The 26,177-nt window shown below is 41.7% G+C and carries 24 protein-coding genes, 2 pseudogenes and 1 other annotated feature; of the genes and pseudogenes, 18 read left to right on the top strand and 8 right to left on the bottom strand.

Annotation, left to right across the window (positions count from 1 at the left end):
• Positions 1-190: 190 nt before the first annotated feature.
• A complete protein-coding gene (locus tag GPA07_RS06165) occupies positions 191-994 on the bottom strand; it encodes a YtvA family blue-light photoreceptor (RefSeq protein WP_071168747.1) in 804 nt (267 codons plus the stop codon).
• Positions 995-1,416: 422 nt separating this feature from the next.
• Here GPA07_RS06165 and GPA07_RS06170 point away from each other — a divergent pair, with 422 nt between their 5' ends.
• The 7 genes from GPA07_RS06170 (at position 1,417) to GPA07_RS06200 (ending at position 9,502) form a co-directional block, all read left to right on the top strand.
• Entirely contained in the window at positions 1,417-1,746 is a 330-nt protein-coding gene (locus GPA07_RS06170) for a DUF4257 domain-containing protein (protein ID WP_223249904.1), read from the top strand.
• A 103-nt stretch (positions 1,747-1,849) separates the two neighbouring features.
• Positions 1,850-2,071, top strand: a binding site (T-box leader).
• A 97-nt stretch (positions 2,072-2,168) separates the two neighbouring features.
• On the top strand, positions 2,169-4,583 hold the full coding sequence (gene leuS / locus GPA07_RS06175) for a leucine--tRNA ligase (RefSeq protein ID WP_071168748.1): 2,415 nt from the start codon (positions 2,169-2,171) through the stop codon (positions 4,581-4,583).
• Positions 4,584-4,713: 130 nt separating this feature from the next.
• Positions 4,714-5,616, top strand: a complete 903-nt coding sequence (locus GPA07_RS06180) for an alpha/beta hydrolase family protein (protein WP_157292193.1) — start codon at positions 4,714-4,716, stop codon at positions 5,614-5,616.
• Positions 5,617-5,662: 46 nt separating this feature from the next.
• The gene (locus GPA07_RS06185; RefSeq protein WP_071168749.1) at positions 5,663-6,415 is read left to right on the top strand and encodes an NAD-dependent epimerase/dehydratase family protein; all 753 of its coding nucleotides are present in this window, start codon (positions 5,663-5,665) and stop codon (positions 6,413-6,415) included.
• A gap of 218 nt (positions 6,416-6,633) precedes the next feature.
• Complete coding sequence (locus tag GPA07_RS06190) at positions 6,634-7,494, top strand: carbohydrate ABC transporter permease (protein WP_157293140.1); 861 nt, start codon at positions 6,634-6,636, stop codon at positions 7,492-7,494.
• A gap of 25 nt (positions 7,495-7,519) precedes the next feature.
• A complete protein-coding gene (locus GPA07_RS06195; RefSeq protein WP_008356446.1) occupies positions 7,520-9,016 on the top strand; it encodes an extracellular solute-binding protein in 1,497 nt (498 codons plus the stop codon).
• 114 nt (positions 9,017-9,130) lie between these two features.
• On the top strand, positions 9,131-9,502 hold the full coding sequence (locus GPA07_RS06200) for a winged helix-turn-helix transcriptional regulator (protein ID WP_157292194.1): 372 nt from the start codon (positions 9,131-9,133) through the stop codon (positions 9,500-9,502).
• Positions 9,503-9,538: 36 nt separating this feature from the next.
• On the opposite strand, the gene GPA07_RS06205 is transcribed toward GPA07_RS06200, so the two are convergent.
• On the bottom strand, positions 9,539-11,839 hold the full coding sequence (locus GPA07_RS06205) for a helix-turn-helix domain-containing protein (RefSeq protein WP_008356444.1): 2,301 nt from the start codon (positions 11,837-11,839) through the stop codon (positions 9,539-9,541).
• Positions 11,840-12,070: 231 nt separating this feature from the next.
• Here GPA07_RS06205 and GPA07_RS06210 point away from each other — a divergent pair, with 231 nt between their 5' ends.
• From GPA07_RS06210 to GPA07_RS06240, 7 genes are all read left to right on the top strand, one after another.
• Positions 12,071-13,036 carry an ABC transporter permease gene (locus GPA07_RS06210; RefSeq protein ID WP_008356442.1) on the top strand — a complete coding sequence of 322 codons (966 nt, stop codon included), beginning with the start codon at positions 12,071-12,073 and terminating at the stop codon, positions 13,034-13,036.
• 18 nt (positions 13,037-13,054) lie between these two features.
• Positions 13,055-14,167, top strand: coding sequence for a glycoside hydrolase family 88/105 protein (locus GPA07_RS06215; protein WP_157292195.1), 1,113 nt, complete (start codon positions 13,055-13,057; stop codon positions 14,165-14,167).
• The gene (locus GPA07_RS06220; RefSeq protein WP_008356438.1) at positions 14,164-14,688 is read left to right on the top strand and encodes a hypothetical protein; all 525 of its coding nucleotides are present in this window, start codon (positions 14,164-14,166) and stop codon (positions 14,686-14,688) included. The genes GPA07_RS06215 and GPA07_RS06220 overlap by 4 nt, the downstream gene beginning before the upstream one ends.
• Positions 14,689-14,705: 17 nt before the next feature.
• A complete protein-coding gene (locus tag GPA07_RS06225) occupies positions 14,706-15,995 on the top strand; it encodes a Gfo/Idh/MocA family protein (RefSeq protein ID WP_157292196.1) in 1,290 nt (429 codons plus the stop codon).
• 24 nt (positions 15,996-16,019) lie between these two features.
• Positions 16,020-16,703 (top strand): YesL family protein, encoded by a 684-nt coding sequence (locus GPA07_RS06230; protein ID WP_157292197.1) that lies wholly within the window; start codon positions 16,020-16,022, stop codon positions 16,701-16,703.
• Positions 16,704-16,757: 54 nt separating this feature from the next.
• Complete coding sequence (locus tag GPA07_RS06235) at positions 16,758-17,069, top strand: rhodanese-like domain-containing protein (RefSeq protein ID WP_034738415.1); 312 nt, start codon at positions 16,758-16,760, stop codon at positions 17,067-17,069.
• A 101-nt stretch (positions 17,070-17,170) separates the two neighbouring features.
• Complete coding sequence (locus GPA07_RS06240) at positions 17,171-17,353, top strand: sporulation protein Cse60 (RefSeq protein ID WP_008356431.1); 183 nt, start codon at positions 17,171-17,173, stop codon at positions 17,351-17,353.
• Between the two features lie 165 nt (positions 17,354-17,518).
• Here the strand turns inward: GPA07_RS06240 and GPA07_RS06250 are convergent.
• The 4 genes and pseudogenes from GPA07_RS06250 to GPA07_RS06265 all read right to left on the bottom strand — a co-directional run.
• Positions 17,519-17,632, bottom strand: a pseudogene (locus tag GPA07_RS06250) (BCCT family transporter); the annotation flags it as partial.
• A 19-nt stretch (positions 17,633-17,651) separates the two neighbouring features.
• Positions 17,652-17,882 (bottom strand): annotated as a pseudogene (locus GPA07_RS06255) (BCCT family transporter); the annotation flags it as partial.
• A gap of 137 nt (positions 17,883-18,019) precedes the next feature.
• The gene (locus GPA07_RS06260; protein WP_157292198.1) at positions 18,020-18,220 is read right to left on the bottom strand and encodes a hypothetical protein; all 201 of its coding nucleotides are present in this window, start codon (positions 18,218-18,220) and stop codon (positions 18,020-18,022) included.
• Entirely contained in the window at positions 18,217-19,488 is a 1,272-nt protein-coding gene (locus GPA07_RS06265; protein WP_157292199.1) for a BaiN/RdsA family NAD(P)/FAD-dependent oxidoreductase, read from the bottom strand. Before GPA07_RS06265 ends, GPA07_RS06260 begins: the two co-directional genes overlap by 4 nt.
• 175 nt (positions 19,489-19,663) lie before the next feature.
• On the opposite strand from GPA07_RS06265, the gene GPA07_RS06270 reads away from it, so the two are divergent.
• Both GPA07_RS06270 and GPA07_RS06275 read left to right on the top strand, forming a co-directional pair.
• Complete coding sequence (locus GPA07_RS06270) at positions 19,664-21,286, top strand: putative polysaccharide biosynthesis protein (protein WP_008356424.1); 1,623 nt, start codon at positions 19,664-19,666, stop codon at positions 21,284-21,286.
• Positions 21,287-21,302: 16 nt separating this feature from the next.
• Entirely contained in the window at positions 21,303-22,019 is a 717-nt protein-coding gene (locus tag GPA07_RS06275; RefSeq protein WP_157292200.1) for a pseudouridine synthase, read from the top strand.
• 68 nt (positions 22,020-22,087) lie between these two features.
• Here the strand turns inward: GPA07_RS06275 and GPA07_RS06280 are convergent, their stop codons facing one another.
• Both GPA07_RS06280 and GPA07_RS06285 read right to left on the bottom strand, forming a co-directional pair.
• A complete protein-coding gene (locus GPA07_RS06280) occupies positions 22,088-22,309 on the bottom strand; it encodes a DeoR family transcriptional regulator (RefSeq protein WP_008356419.1) in 222 nt (73 codons plus the stop codon).
• Between the two features lie 368 nt (positions 22,310-22,677).
• Positions 22,678-23,976, bottom strand: a complete 1,299-nt coding sequence (locus GPA07_RS06285) for an NCS2 family permease (RefSeq protein ID WP_157292201.1) — start codon at positions 23,974-23,976, stop codon at positions 22,678-22,680.
• 93 nt (positions 23,977-24,069) lie between these two features.
• Here GPA07_RS06285 and pepV point away from each other — a divergent pair, with 93 nt between their 5' ends.
• Positions 24,070-25,470, top strand: coding sequence for a dipeptidase PepV (gene pepV / locus GPA07_RS06290; protein ID WP_157292202.1), 1,401 nt, complete (start codon positions 24,070-24,072; stop codon positions 25,468-25,470).
• A 29-nt stretch (positions 25,471-25,499) separates the two neighbouring features.
• Complete coding sequence (locus tag GPA07_RS06295) at positions 25,500-26,117, top strand: Type 1 glutamine amidotransferase-like domain-containing protein (protein ID WP_008356412.1); 618 nt, start codon at positions 25,500-25,502, stop codon at positions 26,115-26,117.
• The last annotated feature ends 60 nt before the right edge of the window (positions 26,118-26,177 follow it).

A 26,177-nucleotide genomic window follows, 5' to 3' on the forward strand; every position in this document is an offset into this window, starting at 1 on the left:
TTCCAGCGTGTAGACAAACCCTCGCATTCTCCCGCAGTCCTGCGTGCCGGTGCTCACGAATGTCAAATTCGCTCCGCGCCGGTACTCGTCCTTCCTAGACTGCAAAGGTTTTCAGTTCACGCTGTAAAGAAGACAAAGGGCTAAAATAAAGTTCATTTTAGCCCTTTGTCAACAATCTGAAAAACCCTGTTTACACAGGGTTTTCAGCTAATGGCAATTCTTTAATTGCTTCTTTGACTGTCAAATAAGTAATCGTATTCTGTAAATTTGTATCCAAGTCTTTCATTTTCATCGCGAGCTGTGGTTTGATCCCAGTGATGATCAGTTCCGTTCCAGTTAAGTTCAGAAGGTGATGCAGCTTGAAAATTCGTGCTGCAACGGAATCATCGACATCGATTAAACCAGAAAGATCGACAATTAAATAATCATCCTTTGAATCATCTAATATACAAGTTAACTTCGCGACAATGGCATCAAAGCGTTCTTCAGATAATGTTCCGATGAGTGGAAGGGCGGACACACCATTTTTGATTGGGACGATTGGCGTCGAAAGAGAGGTGACTTCCTTTAACGAATCTTCTAGGAGCTGTTCATATTCTTTCTGTTTCGTAATATCCTTTTGAAAGCCAACGAAAAATGTTTTGTCATCTTGTTCAATGTATAGAGGATCTATATTGAGTTCATTCCAGAAAAAAGTGCCGTCTTTTTTATAATTTTTGAGCTGTGTGGTAATAGGTGTTTTGTGTTGTATTCCATGACGTATTAGAGCAAGCTGCTCTTGATCTGTGTCTTTCCCCTGGAGGAATCGACAATTACGCCCAAGAATCTCATCTGGTTTGTATCCAGTCATTTGTGTAAAGCCATGATTCACATAAACGATAGGGTTATCCTCTAAAGAAGGGTCTGTGATGACAACACCAATCCGCGCATGATCTAGCGCTTTTTTTATGAGTTCAAGCTGTTTTTGCAAGCCGAAGATATTCGAGCTGACCATATTACCCTCCTTTGCTGCTACTATCAGACATGTAGAATGGTTTTTTCAACCAAACCAATTCCTTATAAACGTAACATAACATATGTTCTGTTTCAATGATTGCAAACGCTTTGTTAAATTTGTCATCATAGTTTGTCCTCCATTAGAATAGAATAAGTAAGGAGACTTTTCATTAGAAAAAGAAGGGATCAATTACTCATAATTCATAAAATGACAGAAATAGTTAATATGAATTAGGTAAAAATGATTCCAATGCATCAAGTTGTTTTTGGGTCATTCACATATAATGGAAGAAACAAGCTTTTTTTCTTCGTTAGAGAGAATAGACCTTTTACATGGATTATGACGGAACAGCAGAATGGCATTACAGGGGGCTGGACAGCCTGAAGTCGCTTTACTATTCTAAGGGCTTTAGGAAGGTGATGAAAATGCTGCAACAAGTCATTATTGCTTGCGCCATTGGAGGGGTCATGGGCATTCTCGGTCACGTAAAGAAAAAAGGCAGGCTAGAGAAGCCCAGAATGACAAAAAAGTTTATTTATCTAGGGTTTATTGAAGATTGGCTCGTTGGGATGATTGCCGCTACGCTGCTTGTCTTATCCTCAAATCCCGATTCTAGTCTGCACTTGGTCATCTTATCAATTATTTCAGGTTACGGAGGAGAAGCAGTTCTGCGAAGCTTCGATTTTGTCAGAGAACAGCGTTCACAGGATGCAGACTCCAACCGTCATAACCGATCTCCACACGAATAATATCCTCTACTTTACCCTAGTCTAGGGTACATTCCCATTGTATACAAACCTGCTTGCACTTATGATCATAATTCTATAAAATACTACTTAGATGACGGTTACGATAAGAACAGTGAAGAGGAGTAGTAGGAAAGCAGTATTTGTCTTTAGAGAATTGACGGCTGGTGAAAGTCAATCAAATCTGCTTCTGAACTCGCCTCAGAGTTGCAGTTGCGTTAAAGCTTCTGTCGCATGTCTGCGTTAAAGATATTAAGTGAGCGTATGAACAGTAAGTTACGCTAACAAGGGTGGTACCGCGGGAAACAAAAAATCTCTCGTCCCTTTTCAGGGATGAGGGTTTTTTGTTGATTTTAGAAAAATCTGAATTCTTGCAGTGGTCATCTAAGCAGATAAAGCCGTACATATTAAAGGAGGTTTTCACATTGAGTTTTCAGCATCGGGAAATTGAAAAGAAGTGGCAGGATTATTGGCTGACACATAAAACATTCGCCACATCTGACTCGGAAGATAAACCAAAGTTTTATGCGCTTGATATGTTTCCATATCCATCAGGAGCAGGGCTTCATGTTGGGCATCCTGAGGGCTACACAGCAACGGATATTTTATCACGTATGAAACGTATGCAGGGGTATGATGTTCTTCATCCAATGGGATGGGACGCATTTGGTCTTCCAGCAGAACAATATGCACTGGATACAGGAAATGACCCGGCTGCATTTACAGAAGAGAACATCAATAATTTCCGCCGCCAAATTCAATCACTAGGGTTCTCGTATGATTGGGATCGGGAAATCAACACGACAGATCCGAATTATTACAAATGGACACAGTGGATTTTCTTGAAATTGTACGAAAAAGGGCTGGCGTATATTGATGAAGTACCAGTGAACTGGTGCCCAGCACTCGGCACAGTTCTTGCAAATGAAGAAGTCATTGACGGGAAAAGTGAACGCGGAGGACATCCTGTTGAAAGACGTCCAATGAAGCAATGGATGCTAAAGATTACAGCATATGCGGACAGGCTGTTAGAAGATTTAGAAGACATTGATTGGCCTGAAAGCATCAAAGATATGCAGCGTAACTGGATCGGACGTTCTGAAGGTGCACATGTTCACTTCGAAGTCGAAGGACATGACGAACAATTTACCGTTTTTACAACGCGTCCTGATACACTTTTTGGTGCAACATATGCGGTTCTTGCACCAGAGCATGCCCTTGTTGAAAAAATAACAACAGCTGCTCAAAAAGAAGCAGTGGAAGCATATATCAAAGAGATTCAATCTAAGAGTGACTTAGAGCGGACAGATCTTGCTAAAACGAAAACGGGCATTTTCACAGGTGCGTATGCGATCAATCCTATAAATGGTGAAAAGATGCCGATTTGGATTGCAGATTACGTGTTAGCTACATATGGCACAGGAGCGATTATGGCAGTACCTGCCCATGATGAGCGTGATTATGAATTCGCCAAAACATTTGATCTTCCAATCAAAGAGGTTGTAGAAGGCGGAGACATTGAAAAAGAAGCCTACACAGGTGATGGAACACACATTAACTCTGATTTCTTAAATGGCTTAGGGAAAGAAGAAGCGATTGAAAAAGCCATTGCATGGCTTGAAGAACATCAGAAAGGTGAAAAGAAGGTCACGTACCGTTTAAGAGACTGGCTGTTCAGCCGTCAGCGCTACTGGGGTGAGCCGATTCCAATCATTCATTGGGAGGACGGAACATCTTCAGCTGTTTCGGAGGAGGAGCTTCCACTGATTTTGCCTAAGACGACTGAAATTAAGCCAAGCGGAACAGGTGAATCACCTTTAGCCAATATCAAAGAGTGGGTTGAAGTTGTAGATCCGGTTACAGGTAAAAAAGGCCGCCGTGAAACCAATACAATGCCACAATGGGCAGGAAGCTGCTGGTACTTCTTACGTTACATTGATCCACATAACACAGAAGAGCTTGCTTCTCCTGAAAAGCTAAAAAAATGGCTTCCAGTTGATGTGTATATTGGTGGAGCGGAACATGCCGTACTGCATCTGTTATATGCGCGCTTCTGGCATAAATTCTTGTATGATATCGGCGTTGTCCCAACAAAAGAACCTTTCATGAAGTTGTTCAACCAAGGGATGATTCTTGGTGAAAATAATGAAAAAATGAGTAAATCCAAAGGAAATGTTGTCAATCCAGATGACATCGTAGAATCTCATGGAGCGGATACATTAAGACTTTATGAAATGTTCATGGGGCCTTTAGATGCGTCAATCGCCTGGTCTGAAACAGGACTTGATGGTGCTCGTCGTTTCCTTGATCGTGTATGGCGTCTATTCACAAATGAAGATGGCTCACTTAGTGATAAAGTGACAGAGCAATCAGGCGGCGAATTAGAACGCAGCTATCATGAAACAGTGATGAAAGTGACGGATCATTATGAAGGTTTACGCTTCAATACAGGAATTTCACAGCTCATGGTGTTTATCAATGATGCGTATAAGGCTGACACATTACCGAAAGAATATGCTGAAGGCTTTGTGAAACTTCTTTCTCCAATTGCCCCTCACTTAGCGGAAGAGCTTTGGAATAAACTTGGTCATGAAGGGTCCATTTCTTATGAAGCATGGCCACAATATGACGAGTCGAAGCTTGTCGATGACGAAGTGGAAATTGTCGTACAGCTGAATGGTAAAGTAAAGGCGAAATTAACCGTTCCTGCTGATGCAACAAGAGAGCAGCTAGAAGAACTTGCGAAAAATGATGCACGAGTCAAAGAACAGCTTGAAGGGAAAACAATCCGTAAAGTGATTGCGGTTCCTGGAAAGCTTGTCAATATTGTTGCGAACTAATGATCACACCCATCGGTATCAACCGGTGGGTGTCCTTTATTTCCCGGGACATAATTTTGTCGAAAACAAGGTGATTTCCCCATCAATCTCGTATTTAAAAAGTTGATCAAGAAAATGAGGAGTGACGTCAATGGAAAAGGAAAGCAAACGTGAACAACTGCTCAACTTATTAGGAGAAATGCCAGAGCGCCATCGTGTAGAGGCGTATACGTTAAAAATTGAGGAACGTGAATCGTACTTGGTTGAAACACTCATTCTCTCTATTCATGGAGTGGAGGAAGTTCCGGCTTATTTTGTGAAGCCAAAGGATACAGTCAAAAAAAGACCTGTGGTATTGTTCCAGCACTCCCATGGCGGGAATTATACGGATGGAAAAGATGAGTTATTAAAGGGTGCTCATTATTTGCAGGCGCCTTCTTATGCGAAAGAATTTACTTCAAAAGGATATAGTGTACTGGCAATAGATCATGCAGGCTTTGGGGAAAGAAGGGGCAGAACGGAAAGTGAAATTTTCAAGGAAATGCTGTTAACAGGAAAAGTGATGTGGGGCATGATGCTGTATGAAAGCATGTGTGCGATTGATTATTTGCTGTCTCGTTCCGATGTGCTCTCAGAGAGATTAGCAGTTTTTGGGATGTCAATGGGTGGCCTTCTTTCATGGTGGACGGCTGCACTTGATGAGAGGGTCAGTGTGTGTATTGATCTTTGCGCGCAGGTTGATCATCACACGTTGATTGAAACGAACAATTTAGACAGACATGGCTTTTACTACTATGTACCGAGCTTAGCCAAACATTTTACAGCAGCTGACATCCAGGAAATGATCTTTCCAAGACCTCATTTAAGCTTAGTCGGGAAACACGATCAGCTCACACCCGCTGCGGGTGTTGGGCGGATTCAGCAGACATTAAGTCAAATCTATCAAGCGGCCTCATTAAAGGAACGGTATCAGCTTGTTGGTCTTCATGCAGGTCATTTTGAAACCGCTGCTATGCGGCACGAGGCGACACGTTTTTTGAAAAAGTGGCTGTAATCAATAGAAGGCTTGGACATACTACGTCAAAAGAAGGAGGAGACAGATGAAAAAAATCACCATGATTGGCGGATGTGGTATCATCGGACGTCTATTAACAAAAGAGCTCTCTTCTGAGTATGACGTGACCATCATTGATCAAACAAGATGTGCAGAAAAAGTTCTTATAGCAGATGCGAATGATGAAGAGGAGTTGTATCAAACCATTCCCCAAGATACAGATGCCATCATTCACCTTCTGAACATGGAAATGACGCATGATGTGATGAATGCAGAGGAATTTGCAAAAATGAATGATGTTTTTTGGAGAAGCACCTATCATATGTTTCGTTCAGCGGCCCGGTTAAGCATTCCAAAAGTCATTTTTGCAAGCAGTAACCACGTGACAGATCGATATGAAAAGGATGGGCGCTCCTTATTAGGGCGAGAGATTACGACGGATGATGTACCTTCAACAAAAAATGTGTATGGCATATTAAAATTTGCCTCCGAACAGCTAGGACGTTTGTTTCATGATCAAACTGGGATATCTGTCATTAATTTGCGTATTGGAACTGTCGCAGCAGATGAGAAGGAGGAATTACACAAGAAAAAAAGAACGAAAAGAACACTGCTTTCACATGAAGATCTCTTTGGCATGACGAAGGCAGCCATTGAAACGGATATTCCGTTTGGGACATATTATGCTGTATCAGAAAACGAAGAAAAGCCTTGGTCTACTCATAAAACGAGGGAGGAGCTAGGCTACAGGCCAGATGTGAATACAACAGAGATCCTTGAAGAAGATGATCAGGCATAGGGCATAATCATGACATTAGCTCATGAACTTATTCTTTTGTTTCCTAAGCACAAAAGCACGAATGGCATGATCACCTGTGGGGTCTGTCAAGATGATTATAGACGCTTTCTTCCTTCGTTTGGTACATTTTAATCACGATATCGTCAAAGGCTGCAGCTTATTTCCAGACGAAATGATAACGCTTACAAAGAAAGGGCGTGATGAACATAGATCGTTCTATTAAAGGCCGATTGTTCAATTTATTTAATTACTCTTTTCTACTCACGTTCGCATTAATATGTGTGCTCCCGTTCATCCATGTCATTGCCGCTTCTTTTGCTACAGTAGAAGAGGTCATCTCAAAGAAGTTTATTTTGTTTCCGACGACGTTTTCTCTTGAGGCCTATCGCTATATTTTTTCTACAGATATTGTATATCGCAGCCTCATCGTTTCCATTCTTGTCACGGTCGTTGGAACAGCTGTCAGCATGTTTTTGTCCTCACTCATGGCATACGGGCTGTCTCGTCAGGAGCTAAAAGGCCGGAGAACACTCATGTTTCTCGTTGTCTTCACGATGCTGTTTAGCGGGGGAATGATCCCGACGTTTATTGTCGTGAAAACACTTGGTCTGCTTGATACTTACTGGTCACTTATTCTACCAGTAGCCATCAATGCGTTCAATTTGATCATTCTGAAAAACTTCTTTCAAAACATTCCGGCAAGCCTTGAAGAGTCAGCGAAGATGGATGGCTGTAATGATTTAAGGATCTTCTTTAAAATTGTGCTGCCACTTTCTTTGCCAGCAATTGCGACGATTTCACTTTTTTATGCCGTGACGTATTGGAACACTTACATGACTGCCATCCTGTATTTAAATGATTCAGTGAAATGGCCGATTCAGGTACTCCTGAGACAAATCGTCATTGTATCAAGCGGAATGCAGGGAGATATGTCGGATATGGGATCATCTACGCCGCCGCCAGACCAAACCATTAAAATGGCTGTTATTGTTGTGGCGACCATTCCGGTGCTGCTTGTCTATCCATTTATTCAAAAGCATTTCAACAAAGGGGCATTACTCGGTTCTGTAAAGGGTTAAAAAGATGGAACAACGGAGGGATCATATGGGGAGAAAGAAATTATGGCTGATTGCGTTTGTTTTGTTATTTGCTGCAAGCGGCATTTTGTCAGCATGTTCAAGTAAGGGAGCAAGCTCATCAGATGAAAAGGTTGATTTAGACAAAAAGGTGAAGCTGACATGGATGGCCATTTTGTATCACCAGCAGCCGCCGAAAGATACGGTATTAAAAGAGATTGAGAAGCTCACAAATACAGAGCTTGATATTACATGGGTGCCTGATGCGGTGAAGGAAGACCGTTTAAATTCAGCACTTGCCGCCGGGAATCTCCCACAAATTGTGACGATTCAAGACATTAAGAATTCGTCGGCGATTAATGCGTTCAGATCAGGCATGTTCTGGGAAATCGGTCCGTACTTAAAGGATTATCCAAATTTAAGTAAGATGAACGAACTGATTAATAAAAACGCCTCTATAGACGGTAAGCTTTATGGTATTTATAGAGAGAGACCGCTTTCAAGACAAGGGATTGTCATTCGAAAGGATTGGCTTGAAAATTTAAATTTGGATACACCAAAAACGTTGGATGATCTTTATGAAGTAGCCAAGGCATTTACTGAAAAAGACCCAAATCAAAATGGAAAAGCCGATACAATTGGCTTTACAGATCGAAACGATTTGATTTATGGGGCATTTAAAACACTTGGTTCGTATGAAGGAATGCCGACAGATTGGAAAGAAGAAAACGGCAAATTCACACCAGACTTTATGACAGATGAGTATATGAATACAATGAAATACATGAAAAAGCTGCGTGACAATGGCTATATTAACAAAGATTTCCCTGTCACAAGTAAAACACAGCAGCAGGAATTGTTCTCACAAGGAAAAGCGGGCATTTATGTTGGAAATATGGTCGATGCGGTGAACCTAAGAGATGACGCTACCGATAAAAACATGGAAGTGGACATTATCAACCGAATCAAAGGCCCAGATGGCAAAGAACGTGTATGGGCATCAGGCGGTCATAATGGTATCTTCGCATTCCCTAAAACAAGCGTCAAAACAGAGGCGGAGTTAAAGCGAATTTTGGCCTTCTTTGACCGCATTGCTGAAGAAGATGTGTATGGTCTCATGACTTACGGGATTGATGGAAAGCATTATAACAAGCAAGATGGAAATACATTTGTGAGAGAAGAAAGCCAAGTGAAAAGCTGGCAGACAGATGTACAGCCGCTTGTCAGCCTTGTAGGGATTGATAAACGTTACTTGAAAAATAAAGGAGACCCAGTTCGAACAAAATACGAAGAGCTGGAAGAAGACAATAAAAAAATCATCGTCGCCAACCCTGCTGAAAGCCTGTATTCAGAAACAGCATCAGAGCGTGGAAACGAATTGAAAAAAATCATTGATGATGCCACCTATAAGTTCATTCTTGGAGATATAAACGAAGAGCAATTTAAGAAAGATATAGAGAAGTGGAAATCAAATGGTGGAAATAAAATCATCGAGGAATATGAAGCGTCCTTTAAAAAATCATAAACAAAACGCCCCGCTTAGCAAAAAAGCGGGGTGTTTTCTTTAAAAGTCAAACTTATCTGGATCAGGACCAATTCGTTAAAGTGCCTGTTCAGAACAATAAGGAGTGAAGAAACGATGGAAAAGAAGAAATATAATATTTCTGTGGAGGCAACGCTTGAGTTCATTGGCGGGAAATGGAAGTGCGTCATTTTATGCCATTTGACACATGGGAAAAAGCGGACGAGTGAATTAAAGCGGCTCATGCCAAACATCACACAGAAAATGCTCACACAGCAGCTCAGAGAGCTTGAAAGTGACGGGGTGATTAACCGCATTGTGTATGAACAAGTGCCGCCTAAAGTGGAATATGAATTAAGTGAATACGGACAGTCACTCGAAAGAATTTTGAATGCATTATGTGATTGGGGAGCAGCCCATATTGAACGAGTGTATGGTGAGCCGCTTTCAGTGCTGGAAGACAGTATTCTCAATGAACAGTTTAAATAAATAAAGTCCCGCTTCTTGTGAGAGCGGGACTTTGCTTTATATGCCTTTTTTCTGATCGCGATATTTACCAGGTGTCGTTCCTTCCAGCTTTTTAAAGGAGCGAATGAAATTTTGCGGGTTTTTATATTTTAGCTTTTCGGAAATTTCTTTCACGGACATATCCGTTTCGACAAGCCAGTTTTTGGCGACATGATGTCTGTAGGACGAAAGATATTCACTAAAGGAGATATCCATTTCCTTTCTGAAAATACTGCTTAAATAATTTGGATTGTAATGCAGGCGTGTGGCGATTTCATCCAAGGTGAGATCTGAGTCAAATTCTTGATGAATGATATGGATGATTTTCTCTGAAATATTTTTGTACTGCGAGTCTTCACGTGCACCAAGCTGATCAATGATCGGCCGAATGATCTCATGCTTCAGCCATGCCTCTGTGTCTTCAAAGGTTTTAAATTCAAAGATCGTATCATAGAGCATTTTATTGTCTTCCACCTCAAATAATTCAATGCCAAGCAAATGCATCAGCTCGATCAAATTATTTAAAAAGCGGGCGAGGGCGATATGGTATTCGTGCGGTCCAGCATTTTTAGAAAAAATGGATTGCAGGAGCACATGTAAGTAGTGATCCGCCTTGCCTTGATCGCCAGCTTTGATCGCATCAAATAAATCATGCTGTAGCTGCTTGGGAAAGTGGGTTTTAAAGGTCTTTCCTGGCTGGATATGCTCATATAAGATAATGGACTTTTTCTCTGCTTTGAGTCTATATTTTAAGGCTTCTTTCCCTTCAATATACGCATGTTTTGCCATGGTGAGCTCTTTAAACTGGCGGCTAATACCGATGCTGATTGACAAACCAAGCTCTTCCTCGATACGCTGCTGAATGATTTCAGCTAATTGGTTTAAATATTCAGTAAATTCTTCCTCTGACTTTGATTGGTTGAGGATGATCGTTGTTTGATGCTGATTGACAACGGTTGGCTGAAGGTGCTCATCTTGCGGAATAATTTGCTCGATCAGTCCATTGATCGCAAACAAAAGCAAGTCAGCATCCTTTTTTTCATACGGCGTTCCTTTCAGCGTATCAATTTGGGTCACAAGCATGGATAAATGGGACCATTCACGAGGGAAGCCTAAACTTTGGAATCGATTGTTAATCTCTTCTTCCGTCAGCTTTCCGAGCAAAAGCCGCACCATAAAGTATTGCTGTAAATGGGTCACTTGCTGCTCAATGCGTTCCTCTAAATCATTGTTTTGATCTTTCATTTGTTTAATGCTCGACTCGATTAATTCAAACTCATTTTGGAAAGGCTGCTTATGCAAAAAGGATTCATTGCGTGCAAAGGATTCGTATAATAAGCGGATCGGTTTATAAAAGTGTCTGGAACCAAACCATGAAAATAATAATGAAAGCGCTAACAAAATAGAGCAAATAATAAAGGTAATCCATCCAATTGATTTCGTTTGCTGTTTGAGTTCTGGAATGGAGACAAAGGATAGGTACGTCCATTCGTTATAGTCTGATTTTTGAAATGTAATTTGATAGTTGAGTTCATCAATCTTCGTATCAAATTGTCCTGATCGTTCTTCAAGTGACAGCACACGCTTGACGAAATCCTGGTTTTTCAAAGATTCACCGATTTGTTCTTTGCGATTATGTAGCAGCACTTTTCCGTTTGTATCAATGACCATCATACTATCAGATTGAGAGAAGTCAGGCATGTTGTCAGCAATCGTGCAGCTTGGAATGCTGGCGACGGCGACTCCCTTTTTTTGAACACTGTTCATAGGAAGTTGTTTAATTAAGTTCACATTGTATTTGCAAAAGGACGTTTTTCCTTCTTTTGTTGCGACAAGTGGATTATTTTCTTCAAGTGCCCAGCTAGAGTGACTCGGAATATTGAGGTAAGAAGTTAACGCTTTTTCTTGGTCTCCATTCGTTAGATGATAAAGACCGGAATTGTTCATGTACCAATCCTCCATCTTACTAACAAGTGTAATATTGGAGAGGTCGGTATCGAAGGTTTGCAGGTAATTTAGTTCTTGCTGTACTTGATTATAAAGCTGGAATTGGTCTGGATGTAAAGGTTCAGCCAGTGTTTGAAGGAGAGGCGGCGAACTGACATAGTGAGTGAGAGAATGATCTACTGTCTTTAAAATATGCTCAATATTGGATTGTGTTTGTTTAATGCTGTCCAGCTTTTCATTTGAGATATTTTCAAGTGCAGTTTTTTGCGAATGCTGATAAGAGAAAATACCGACAATGATTACAGGAATTGTACTAAGCATGAAAAAAAACGTCACAAGCTTGTAATAAAATTTATATTGCCTTCTTTTCATAAAACCCCCCATTTCAAACGAAGCAACTTTTCCCCTTAATTTATTAATCCAAAAATCTGGTAGGTTTGTCAATAATCATTTTCTGAGATTAGGATCATTTTCTCATGTTTTATGTAACGTTTTGAGTAGCACCCCCTAAGGAAATATGATCTGATGATATGATTGTAGACGGATTTTTCATCCTTAAGATACAGTTAACACATGCATCAGCATGAGGGGGAGGCTTTATCAATGAAAACACAGGATGTCACTGCCAAGGGTGTGCCTGCGGCAGCTTTGAAAAAAGAAAAGAGAAAGCGCTTACTTAATCAATTACTTAGTCAAAAGTTTTTGTATTTAATGATTTTGCCGGGGTTCATCTATTTTATTGTCTTTAAATATGTACCGATGTGGGGACTGATTATTGCCTTTCAAGATTATCAGCCGTTTCTCGGCATTCTTGGGAGTGAGTGGGTTGGATTCAAACACTTTATTCGATTGTTTACAGAACCAACATTTTTCATCTTATTAAAAAATACGTTAATTCTATTCGCCATGAATGTCGTGATTTTTTTTCCAATTCCGATTTTATTAGCTCTTTTGTTAAACGAAGTGAGATTGGCATTGTTTAAGAAATTTGTTCAGACGATGATTTATATCCCTCACTTCATGTCATGGGTCATTGTTGTGTCCTTATCTTTTGTTTTGTTAACGGTAGATGGTGGGTTAATTAATGAATTGATTGCGTTCTTTGGAGGAGAGAAGATTAACTTTCTCCTTAGTCAAGAATGGTTTAGACCGATGTACATTTTACAGGTGATTTGGAGAGAAGCAGGTTGGTCGACAATCATTTATCTTGCGGCGATTACGGCGGTAGATCCACAGTTATATGAAGCAGCGAAAATGGATGGAGCCGGCAGGCTGAGACAAATGTGGCATATTACCCTTCCTGCGATTAAGAGCGTCATTGTCGTTCTGCTGATTTTAAAAATCGGTGATACATTAGAGCTTGGCTTTGAGCATGTTTATCTATTGCTGAATGCAACGAACCGGGAAGTAGCAGAGATTTTTGATACGTACGTCTATACAGCTGGTCTTAAGCAAGGACAATTCAGCTATAGTACCGCTGTTGGTTTATTTAAAGCAGCCGTTGGACTTATTTTGGTCATGATGGCGAATCGTTTAGCGAAGAAGTTTGGGGAAGAAGGTATTTACTAAAAAGGGAGATGAAGATCAATGACAGTATCGACTGAACAGCTATCACCGCTTGAGCAAGCAGAGAAATTAGCACAGACAATAATGAAAGCGTATACACCGATTGAACTTCCGCCAGCGGGAAGATGGCACTATCACCAAGGGGTGTTCCTTTGCGGTGTGATGAAGCTTTACGAAGCAACCGGGAACGAGGCGTATGTCGATTATGTGAAAAACTATGCGGACGCACTCATTGATGATCATGGAAATCTGTTATTTCGCAGAGATGAACTTGATGCGATCCAAGCAGGTCTCATTTTATTTCCGTTAATTGAAAGAACAGGAGAGCAGCGGTATGTGCGGGCAGCAGAAAAGCTGCGCGGTCTTTATCACACGCTCAATCGCACGTCTGAGGGCGGATTTTGGCATAAAGACCATTATGCCTATCAAATGTGGCTTGATGGTCTCTATATGGGTGGTCCTTTTGCTTTAAAGTATGCTCAGTTGAAAGGAGAGGAGGAGCTTGTGGAGATGGTCATCCACCAGGAGCACCTCATGAGAAAGCATACAAAAGATGAAAAAACCGGCCTTTACTATCACGCATGGGATGAACGGAAAGTGATGCCATGGGCAGATGAAAAAACCGGCTGTTCCCCGGAATTTTGGGCAAGATCCTTTGGCTGGTATGTCCTTGCATTAGCCGATATGATCGAGGATCTGCCAGAAGGGCATGAAGCGCGAAAGGTGTGGAAGGATACACTGACAGATATGCTGGAAAGTGTGGCTAAGTATCAGGATGATGAGACTGGTCTTTGGTATCAAATCATTGATAAAGGCAACCAGAGCGACAATTGGCTTGAAAGCTCAGGGTCTTGTCTATTTATGTATGCAATGGCTAAAGCCATGAATGAGGGATATGTCAGTCTTCGATATGTTGATCACGTTGTCAAAGCGTATCAAGGCTTGATTCAGTATAAGACGGCGGAAAAAGAGAACGGTGATTTTGTTGTAAACGATATCTGCATTGGAACATCTGCGGGATTTTATGATTATTACGTTGGAAGAGAGCGGAGTACAAATGATTTGCATGGAGCAGGCGCTTTTATTATGGCGTTAACTGAGCTAGAAAAGCTGTCTGTGTTTCAAAAGGCATGAGGCGGCGTCAAAGGGCTGCTGCATGGCTTTTGAGTTTCATCGCTGCCTTTTGTTTGTCAGCCTGTCAGGGGAAAACAGAAGGGATCGATGTCCTGATTTTTTCTGACATGTCAAAGGGAATGAAAGATCAATTAGTGAAAAAGGCTTTTCAGCCGAATCAGGAGACATATGACGTTCACATCTTCCCGGCAATTCCTGAGAAGCTTCTTGTTGAAATTACCGCAAAAGAGGGGGACGTGATGCTTGTCCCAGAAGAAATGTTTAGAACGTATGATGATCCTGAAAGCTTTCAGCTGCTCGAAGAGATGGGGATAGATGGTGAAGGGGCGGGACCGTACACGGTTGAAGATCCAAAGACGGGGCATACAATCGATTATGCGGTCCAAATCAATAAAGGAACGAAGCAGCTAAACGGCTATACCTTTCGATTACATCGAGATATGGTCGCCTTCATTCCTATATATGCGGAGAAATCAGAAGAGGCGCTGTCTCTTATGAAACAGCTTCGTGAAAATCGTTAGTCAAAGGGGTGGGGAATGTGAAAAGGGTCGTCGTTTGCGGGCTTAGTCACCGTGCTTTCAATATGTTTATCAAACCGCTCACCGAGGATTTCAATGAGCACTATAGAATTACAGGGCTCTTAGATGTAGATGTGAAGCGGTATACACTTTGTCAGGAACGTTTTCCAGCACTAAGGGGTGTCTCATTTTTTCATGAGGATGCCTTTGATGAGATGGTGAAGGAAGCACAGCCAGATATCGTTATTGTAGCGGGACGGGATGATACGCATGTCACGTATATTATGCAGGCACTTGACCATGATCTCGATGTCATCACTGAAAAGCCAATGGTCACAACAGCAAAAGATGCCAAAAAAGTGATGGATAAAGAGGCAGAGAGCAAAGGGAAGGTCACAGTCACCTTTAATTATCGCTACAATCCATTTCATCGGAAGATAAAAGAGCTTATTTTAGACGGAAAGATTGGAAGGGTCACATCTGTTGAGTTGAGCTGGCTCATTGATACGTATCACGGAGCGAGTTATTTCAAAAGGTGGAACCGCTCGCGTCAATTTTCTGGCGGACTTTCTATTCATAAATCAACCCATCATTTTGATTTGGTCAACTGGTGGATTGATCAAAAGCCGAAGCAAGTCTTTGCCTATGGCGCCCTGAACTATTATGGGGATGAAAGTCCTTGGAATCCTATGCAGAGTGAAGAAAATAGATATTGCGGAACATGCCATGTGAAAGATGCATGTCATTATGAAGCAAGGTGGAATCCGCGGTTAGAGCGTTCGAAGGTGGAGGACGACCATATTGAATCAGGTCAGGAGCAGTCAGAACTGTACTCAAATTACCGCCCTGATGCCTGTATTTTTGATCAGGAAATTGATATTGAGGATACATATGTGGCGTCAGTCGCTTATGACCAAGGGGCTCTGTTAAGCTATTCGATTCAATTCTCAGCACCATATGAAGGCTACCGGCTTGCGATTAACGGGACAAAGGGACGTATTGAAACAAATGAGTTTCATGTGCCATCGAGAATTCCCTTTCAATTTCCGGAACAGACGATTTTCTACTACCCGATGTTTGGTGGAAAAGAGACAATTGAAGTCGTGAAACAGTCAGGTGGACATGGCGGAGGAGATCCGCTGTTATTAGCAGATTTATTTTTAGGAAAAGACCCGCTCATTCCTTATGACATTTCGGCAGGAGCAGAGGCGGGTGCTTATTCGATTGCACTTGGAGAAGGCATGTGGCGCTCAGTAGCAGAAAAACGCCCAATTGAAATAGAAGAATTGTTTCAAAAAGAGACGGTGTAACGAGAAAGAGAGGAGGGAACAGAGATGGATCATGATGGATCAATGAGCAGAATGCTGCGGATGTGTGAGTGGGTAATGAGACTCGCCTATACGAATTTGCTATGGCTTTTGTTCACCTTATTAGGGCTTGGAATCTTTGGCTTTATGCCTGCAACAACAGCGTTATTTTCAGTGATGAGAAAGTGGATACAAGGGCACGATCAAGTCAAGGTATTCCGCACTTTTTGGAAGGTATACCGCGAAGAATTTGTACGCTCTAATGTCATTGGAGCGGTGCTAGTCATCATTGGGACAATTATTTATGTGGACCTTGCTTATATTTATCCAACGAGCTGGTTATTACATGTACTTCGTTTTGCAATCTATATCTTTGGTTTTCTGTTTATTGTCAGCCTGTTTTATATTTTTCCGCTGCTGGCTCATTATGATTGGAAAAAACGACTTTATTTAAAGTTTTCCCTTCTACTCGGTATCTCGTATTTACAATATACGCTCTCTATGCTCGTTTTCTCGGCGGTTCTCTTTATCCTATTTGCTTATTTGCCGGGCATCGTGCCGTTTTTTAGCATCAGTATTCTTGCATATGGACACATGTGGCTAGCCTATCAAGTATTTAAAAAGATAGAGTTTGAAAGTGAGCAGCAGGCAGTAGATATGAAGAAGCGATTGCCGTCTTTCCTGCAATCAAAGCGGGTGAATACGCAGTGATGTGAATGATTTGTTATAATGGTGTCACTGTGAATAAAAGGAGAGATGAGCATCGTGGCAGTAAAAGAAATTTCAATAGAAGAATTACAGCAAAAGCTAGAGCAAGAAGAAGCCATTCAGCTAATTGATGTGCGTGAGGATGAAGAGGTAGCAGAAGGTATGATTCCAGAAGCAGTCCACATTCGCATGGGCGATATCCCAGAGAAACTGGATGCGTTCGATAAATCGCAAGAGTATTACATTATTTGCCGTTCGGGTAAACGCAGTGAGAATGTCTGCTATTTCTTAGAAGACCAAGGCTATCAAGCAACCAATGTCGTTGGTGGCATGCTTGCATGGACAGGAGAAACAAAACCGAAGCTGTAAAATGAAGTCCTTTCATCGACGAGATGGAAGGCTTTTTTTGTTCATATGCCCGCCCTTATATGCATAGAGATAGAGTAGCAAGAGAAGGGAGAGTGGCATATGTGCTGAAGGTAGCTGTATTTGATGAAGAACACGAGAAAGATTTACAAAGCGAAATCAATCTCTTTTTAAGAGGAATGGACGACGACCAAATTATTGACATCAAATACAATGTAGCGGTGATCTGTGAGCAAGGGGGAGAACAGCTCTACTGTTTTTCTGCGCTCATTTTATATAAAAAATAGACGGCATCCAAAAAGGACCTATTTGGAAGGTCCTTTTCGTTTAACTAGCGTCAATATGCAGCCGATGCTTCTTACAGTGAACACATTGAAAGAGGTAGCCTTGTAAGTCTCCTCCGTTAACGAGCCATTGTTTAAGGTTCTCTTTTGTGACATTTCCGCCGCTGCTAAAAATTCTCGAATGGTTCGTCCGCGTGATACACGTGCAATGAAAATGCCAACAAATGGAGACCAAGAGATCCACCATGCCCAATAGAAGATGGTCCATCCATTAATCCATTTACAGACCAAATTCAGGCTATTCTCCCGGTTTTCCGAGCGTTATTTTTCCGATAGGGCTAAAGATAAAGAATAGACAAAAGCCGACAAGCAGTGATACCACTAATAAATAATACCAGCCAAAGTCATTTGTAATATATGTTTGAATTTGATCTGTCACATTTTGCAATGTTTCTGGAGAAAAGGCTCCCCATAGAACAGCAACAAATGTGATAGCAATCACAATCCAAAATACACTTGATACGTTTTTCACATCATCTCACTCTCCTGTTGTTCTACACGTTTAAGCAGAGGATTTTATTTTAATTCCCCTCTCTCCACTATTTTCAAACAAAAAGGAGGCGAGTTTCTCACTCGACCTCCTTTTTACGTTCACATGTTTCCTTCCGTTTAACGATCATTGATATGTGATGACGATTTTTCCTCAATTCGTTTACGAAGACGGTAGACATATTCTTTTAAGCAAACAGCGAAAATGGTAAACGCCAAAACAATCGCGAATTTTAACGGGGAAATCGACAGCTTCATGATGACAGCCGCTGTCAAGCTAATGACGACTGCAAGGACAATTGGAAGTGCGCGTCTAATCATTGAACTCTCTCCTTTACTTCTAGTGCCGCATTCATACCAGCCAGCCTGCCTGTCACAAGTGCTGACGTAATATTGTAGCCGCCTGTGTAACCGTGAATATCTAATATCTCTCCGCAGAAATAAAGACCACGCATTTTTTTAGATGCCATTTTCTTCGGTTCAATCTCTTTGACAGAAACGCCGCCACCTGTGACAAATGCTTTATCCAGAGATAACGTTCCATTCGCATGAACGATGAAATGCTTGCAATCATGGGCAAACGCACGCAGTTTATCTTTGGCGAGGCCAGAGAACGTATCTTGCGGATCAATGCCATTCCGCTCTAAAAGGAATAATAAGTAGCGTTCTTGCATCCAAGACTTTAGTACATTTTTAATGGCTTTTTTTGGTTCATCTTTTAAATCGCGATGAAGCTTTTGGAACAGCTCCTCGTCATTGAGCTTCGGATATAAGTCAATTTGCAGACGGACGGTCGGCTGTTTTTTCAGCTCCTTTACAACAAATCCGCTGCATCTGAGAACTGCTGGGCCTGATAACCCGAAGTGCGTAAAGATCATATCCATGACATGGGTGACAACAGGTTTTCCTTTTTTATTTAATACACTCACCGCCACACTTCGCAACGAAAGACCTTGAAGCACTTTCTCCTTAATAAAACGTTCATCTGATGTAACGGGTACTTCTGTTGGAAAGAGCTCTGTAATGGTATGACCAGCGGCTTCTGCCCATGCATAGCCATCGCCGGTAGAGCCTGTATGCGGCACACTTTTTCCTCCTACGGCAATGACAACGGCGTTACTTGAAATTTTTTCATCATTATTTGTAACAATTCCCGCCGCTTGTCCGTCTTGATACAGAACTGTTTTAATCTTTTCATTCGTTCGAATGGTGACATTGAGCGCACGGAGCCTGTCTAATAGGGCATCCACAACAGATTGTGCCTTGTTTGAGACAGGGAACATACGTCCATGGTCTTCTTCTTTTAGTTCAATACCTAGCTGTTCAAAGAATGAAATAATATCTTCGTTATTGAACTCAGAAAATGCACTATATAGAAAACGGCCGTTTCCGGGGATATGCTTGATGATTTCTTCTACTGGAAGGCGATTGGTCACATTGCAGCGTCCGCCGCCAGAAATGGCCAGCTTTCTGCCAAGTTTGTTTCCTTTGTCAATTAACAGAACAGTTGCACCGTGCTCTGCTGATGCAATCGCGGCCATCAGTCCAGAAGGTCCGCCGCCAATGACAATGACATCATAATGTTTCATGTTACATTCCTCTTTCTACTTTCAGTCATTTCTCTATTATAACGAAGATCAGGGAAGGCTGAAATATGAATTGATTGGTTTTGTGACTTCTGTATTGGAATTGTTACCTGTGCGATGAAATGATGTGGTAAAATAGTTAAGTTGAATATTCATTAGAAAAATGGTGGTTAAGCGCATGTCTAATAAACTGCTTCGTGGTACGTTGGTTTTAACGATTGGGACTTATCTCTCTCGTATTCTCGGTATGATTTACTTAATTCCATTTAGCGCAATGGTCGGAGCGACTGGTGGTGCGCTATTCCAATATGGATACAATCAGTATACGATCTTTTTAAGTATTGCTACACTTGGTTTTCCAACAGCGGTATCGAAATTTGTCTCCAAATATAATGCAATCGGCGATTATGAGACAACAAGAAAAATGTTCAGGGCGGGTATGTCGGTCATGCTTGTCACCGGTATTATCGCCTTTTCTATTTTATATTTGACCGCCCCGATTTTTGCCAAAATTCAGCTTGGCGGATCGAATGAAACAGGCGGTTTGACGGTCGATCAAGTGGTCTATGTGATTCGAATGGTCAGTTTAGGTCTTTTGGTTGTACCAATTATGAGTCTTGTGCGGGGGTTCTTCCAAGGGCACTCGATGATGGGACCGACAGCTGTTTCCCAAGTCATCGAACAACTTGTCAGAATCATCTTCCTATTAACAGCGACGTTTATTATTTTAAAGGTGCTTGACGGCGGGCTTGTCATTGCGGTCGGTTATGCCACATTTGCGGCACTCATCGGTGCGTTTGGCGGACTATTTACGCTGTATGTGTATTGGCTGAAGCGGAAGGATCGGCTTTTGGCAATGCAGCCGAATACAGGCGCTTATTCTAATTTATCTTATAAGCAAATGTTTACAGAGCTGTTCAGCTATGCAGCACCATATGTGTTTGTTGGACTTGCGATTCCAATCTATTCTTATATTGATACAAATACAATTAACAGGGCCATGATTGCATCAGGGCATCAGGACATTAGTACAGCGGTTCTGTCTATTGTGACGCTTTATTTACCAAAGCTCGTCATGATCCCTGTGTCACTTGCAACCGCATTTGGCTTAACACTGATTCCGACGATTACGGAATCCTTTACATCGCGTAATTACAAGCTGCTAAATCGGCAAATTGATCAAACGATGCAGGTGATTTTATTCTTCGTTCTGCCTGCGTCATTTGGAATCTCGGCATTGGCTGGACCGGTTTATTGGTTTTTCTATCCGTCTGTGCATCCTGAGATTGGGATTTCTATTTTGTTCTGGTATGCACCAGTTGCGTTATTGTTTTCTTTATTCACGATTAACGCAGCAATTTTGCAGGGGATTAACAAACAAAAATTTGCGATTGTCAGTCTTATGTTAGGGATTATCATTAAAACGGTTCTGAATATCCCGCTGATTAGCTGGCTGCAAGGAAACGGTTCTGTGCTCGCAACTGCACTAGGCTACAGTGCATCGATCTTGTATATGTTCATCATGATCAAGCGCCATGCAGGCTATTCGTTCCGCAGGATTTTTAAACGTTTTATTCTCATTAGTATTTTAACGGCGATCATGGCTGTAGTGGCTTATGTGACGAGTCAGCTTGTGAGTCAAGTGATCTCTTATGAAGGCGGAATTGTACAAGCTGGTATTGTCATTTTGATTTCAATGATCACTGGCGGTGGTGTGTACATGTTCCTATCTTACAAAGTTGGATTATTAGAGCGTGTACTTGGCAGACGTATGCCGTCATTTTTAAAACAAAAGAGTTAAGAAGAGGTGGATCATCATGAGGCTGGATAAATTGCTTGCCAATAGCGGCTTTGGTTCAAGAAAAGATGTGAAGAAGCTGGTCAAGGCAAGGGCTGTCACAGTGAATGGAGAAGTGGCGAAGCAGGTGAAAGATCATGTCGATCCATCAAATGATGAAGTGCTCGTGCACGGAGAGCGTGTAGAGTATAAAGAATTCATTTATTTAATGATGAACAAGCCGTATGGCGTCATTTCAGCAACAGAGGATCTGCGAGATGAGACGGTTGTCGATCTACTGGAGCCGGAGGATATCGCAAGGGAGCCGTTCCCTGTGGGGAGACTGGATAAGGACACAGTTGGTCTTCTCCTCCTGACAAATGATGGACAGCTCGCACATCAATTACTTTCTCCAAAAAAGCATGTCCCGAAAACGTATGAAGTTCATCTGAAATATCCGCTCGGAGATCAAGACATGAAACGTCTTGAAGAGGGGGTTGTGATTTTAGACGACTACCAAACGAAGCCGGCAAAGGTTGAAGTGGATGCGAATCAAGAGGCGGATACACGAATTCGTTTAACGATTACTGAAGGGAAATACCATCAAGTGAAGCTGATGGCACAAGCCGTGGGCAATGAAGTGATATTTCTAAAACGACTGTCAATGGGCCCTGTCTCATTAGACGAGGAGTTAGCACCCGGAGAGTACCGTGAATTGACAGACGAGGAGTTAGACAGCTTAATCCATCGTGATTAAAATAGAGCAAAAGAAAAGAACCGACATCTCGCCGGTTCTTTTTGTTATATGGACAATTCATTATTCGCCTAAGATGATATTTTTACTTTTTTTCTCGTTGTTTCCCATTTGCCTCGGCTTGGACTATGAACAAGATCGTTATAGGCAAGCACGTTTAAGTCTCTTTGAATGGTTCTAGGTGTGATCCCGAATTCATCAACCAGCTCTTGTGTCGTCACAAGACCTTTCTCTTGAATGAACATATAGACTGATTTTATTCGAGTCATCATACGGTTTGTTGAAGGTTTCAAAAAACCACTCCCTATCAATAAGATCGGATGGACTTGACTAACCACAACTTACTACACTAAAACTGCGAAATAAGGACATGCAACAATGGTAAATGTTCGTGTTTCTTAATGTTTTATTCTATTATACACGTTATTATGCATCTAGTTCCACCAAAAAGTCAACTTTACGTGTTTTTAAACTTGTCTTCATGAATGGACATGTGTTATATATCATGAATTGAATTCGGTTACAACCCAATAAACACAAGGGGTAAGAAGTGAATTGTCACCTGAGAAAAGAATAAAAATAAACATTGGAAATTTACAAAATAAAAAAATCAATCAAATGAAAAAGGGACATTCAAACGAGGAATGTCCCTTTTTTCAATTTATCCTTCTAAGAAAAAGAGCTGCACGAAAAATAAGATGGCAAAAATGAGAACAAGAATATGCACTTCTTTCCATTTCCCTTTCGCCAATTTCACTAGTGGATATGAAATAAATCCAAGTGAAATCCCAGTAGAGATACTAGATGTCAGCGGCATGGAAAGGATCACAAGAAAAGCAGGAAATGCTTCGTCAAGCTCGTTCCAGCGAATGCGTGACACTGAGTTCATCATCAAGCAGCCGACAATAATTAAAACAGGTGATGTGATGGATGGTAAGGAAGAAATGGCTTGAACGAGTGGGCCAAAAAACAATGCGACAATAAACAAAGCAGCAACCGTTAAAGAGGTCAGTCCAGTTCTTCCGCCAGCAGCAACCCCTGATGATGATTCAATATAAGCTGTGGTTGGGCTTGTTCCAAACATAGAACCAATCGTCGTCGCAGCAGAGTCAGCAAGCAAGGCTCTGCGGACCTTTGGCAACTGGCCATTTTTCATTAATCCTGCTTGTTCCGCAACTCCGATCATCGTTCCTGTTGTATCAAAAATCGTCACAAGTAAGAATGAGAATACGACGGCATACAAATGATGTGTGAATACATCACCAAACGCAGCGAATGGATTTGTAATTAGCATCCCTTCAGGCAATGCAGGAATGTCTACCGGCACTTTAGGCAAGTGAAGCTGACCAGTTGCAAGTGCAATTAAAGTGGTCGCTAACATGCCGATAAACAGCGCTCCATTGACTTGAAGAACCATTAAAATAACCGAAATCATTAAGCCAACGAGTGTCAAAATCACAACTGGTGAGCTTAAATGACCGAGTTTCACAAGATTTTGCGGATCAGCGGCAATCATGCCAGACTGTCTTAGACCAATGAATGCAATGAAAAGGCCGATTCCTGCTGTAATGCCGTACTTTAAATTATCTGGAATGGCTTCAATCAGTTGTTTTCTAAGGGATGTTAACGATAAAATAATAAAGAGTATACCAGCAACAAATACCGCACTGAACGCTGTTTGATAGCTGAGACCGCCGCCGCCGACAACAGTGACGGTGAAATAGACATTCAGCCCCATACCCGGTGCAATGGCAATCGGATAGTTGGCAAAGAGTGCCATCCAGAGCGTGCCGACAACAGCAGCGATAATTGTTGCAGTAAAGACTTGGTCAAAAGGAATGCCTGTATCTGAAAGAATTCCTGGATTGACGGCAACAATATATACCATAGTAAAGAATGTCGTCATACCCGCGAGCAATTCTTTCTTTATGTTGGTTTGATTTTCTTTTAAGTGAAACATAAAATCCTCCATTTACGAACATTATTACAAAACACTTAATATAATATTCGTTTTAAGGGTGGATTGCAACCTTTTTTCAAGGAGGAATGGAAAATGAATTGGGAAGCTGAAGTCATACGAAAGAAAGAAGACTTGATAAAGGACACACAATCTTTTTTACAAATTGAAAGTGTTCTTGATGAAGAAGGTGGAACAGAAGGGAAGCCATTTGGAGAAAAAGTAGATCAGGCCCTTCAGTATATGCTGAAAAAAGGGCAAGACGAAGGCTTTACAGTGAAAAATGTTGATGGCTATGCCGGTCATATTGAATATGGAGAAGGCGAAGACATCGTCGGTGTGTTATGTCATGTGGATGTCGTGCCTGCTGGTGAAGGCTGGACAACCCCGCCATTTTCAGCCGACATAAGAGAAAATAAACTATTTGCAAGAGGGGCCATTGATGATAAAGGGCCAACCATGGCGGCTTTTTACGCACTGAAGATATTAAAAGACGCAGGGCTGAAGCTGTCTAAAAAAATTCGAATGATCATCGGAACAGATGAAGAAAGCGATTGGCGCTGTGTGGATCACTATTTCAAGCATGAGGCAATGCCGCAAATTGGCTTTGCGCCAGATGCAGATTTCCCCATCATTCATGCTGAAAAAGGGATCATTGATGCCATCGTCTCCTTTACATACGAACAATCAGAAGAAAATAAGCGTTATACCCTCAAGCAATTCACATCAGGCATGAGACTCAATATGGTGCCAGATGAAGCCAAAGCGATTGTGGCAGCAACAAACGAACACGATGCTGAAGCATTGAAAACAGCTTTTGAAGCCTATCTCGCAGAAAATCAATTAACCGGTGAGGTAAAGATGACAGCGGATGGACTGACCTTCACATTAAAAGGTGTATCGGTTCATGCAATGGAGCCGGCGCATGGTACAAATGCGGGCATTCATTTGGCAAATTTCTTATGTGAGCATGAATTAGATGAACAAGGGCTTGCTTTTACATCACAAATAAATGCGTTATTTGATCAAGACACACGAGGACAAAAGCTGGGCATTGCTTGTAAGGATGACATTAGCGGCGACTTGACCTTGAATGTGGGGACGATCCGCTATACGCAAAACGAGGAAGCAAAGCTTGGGCTAAATGTCCGGTATCCAGTGACAGCGGACGGGAAGGAAGTCAGAAAAGGAATGGAACGTATCAAAGGAGCAGTCATTGAGAAATTTGACGACAGCCCTCCGCATCACGTCTCAAAAGATCATCCACTTGTGAAAACATTGCAGCGGGTATATGAAGAACAAACTGGAGATCCTGCGACCCTCATTGCGATTGGGGGAGGAACGTATGCGAGGTCATTAGAGGCAGGAGTTGCCTTTGGCCCGCTATTCCCAGGAAGACCAGATTGTGCACACCAAAAAGATGAATATATCGAAATTGATGACTTACTAAGAGCAACAGCTCTATATGCACAAGCCATGTATGAATTGGCAAAATAGAAAAAGGAAAGAGAAGAGGGGATTTCGCAGTGAAAAAAATGTTCTTATGCTCTTCGTTTAAAGATACCTATTCTCTCTTGTCTGACTTTGCGGGTGAATCATTAAAAGGAAAAAGCGTGACATTCATTCCAACAGCCAGTGAGGTGGAGGAGGTCACGCACTATGTGGAGGCAGCAAAAGAGGCCTTTCATCAATTAGACATGCACATAGAGACTGTGCAGATGGCTGAGCATACGGCTGAAGAAATGACACGTATGATCGAAAAAAATGATGTCATCTATGTGTCGGGCGGCAATAGCTTTTATTTGTTACAGGAATTAAGAAAGCATGGACTTGATCACGTGTTGAAGGAAGAAATGAGCAAAGGCAAGCTGTACATCGGAGAATCCGCAGGGAGTATCATCATGGCGCCAAACATTGAATATATATCACTGATGGATGATCAGGAGAAAGCGCCAGAATTACTTTCGTTTGAAGGATTCAATGACATGAGCAGCTATCCTGTTCCGCACATGCATCATGCCTATTTAGGTGAAGCCGCACAGCAAATCATTAAGAAATATCAAGAAACGCTCTCTTTGTTCCCGCTGACAGATGAACAGGTTTTACTCATTACAGGGGAGCAGGCTGAGGTGAAGTCGGTTTGATAGGGTTCACTCAATGTGAAATAAAGAAAAAGGAACAGGGGCTCATCCCCCTGTTCCTTT

Origin of the sequence: Bacillus sp. ms-22, assembly GCF_009759805.1 — a bacterium.
In the GTDB taxonomy this organism is placed as follows: domain Bacteria; phylum Bacillota; class Bacilli; order Bacillales; family Bacillaceae; genus Bacillus; species Bacillus xiamenensis.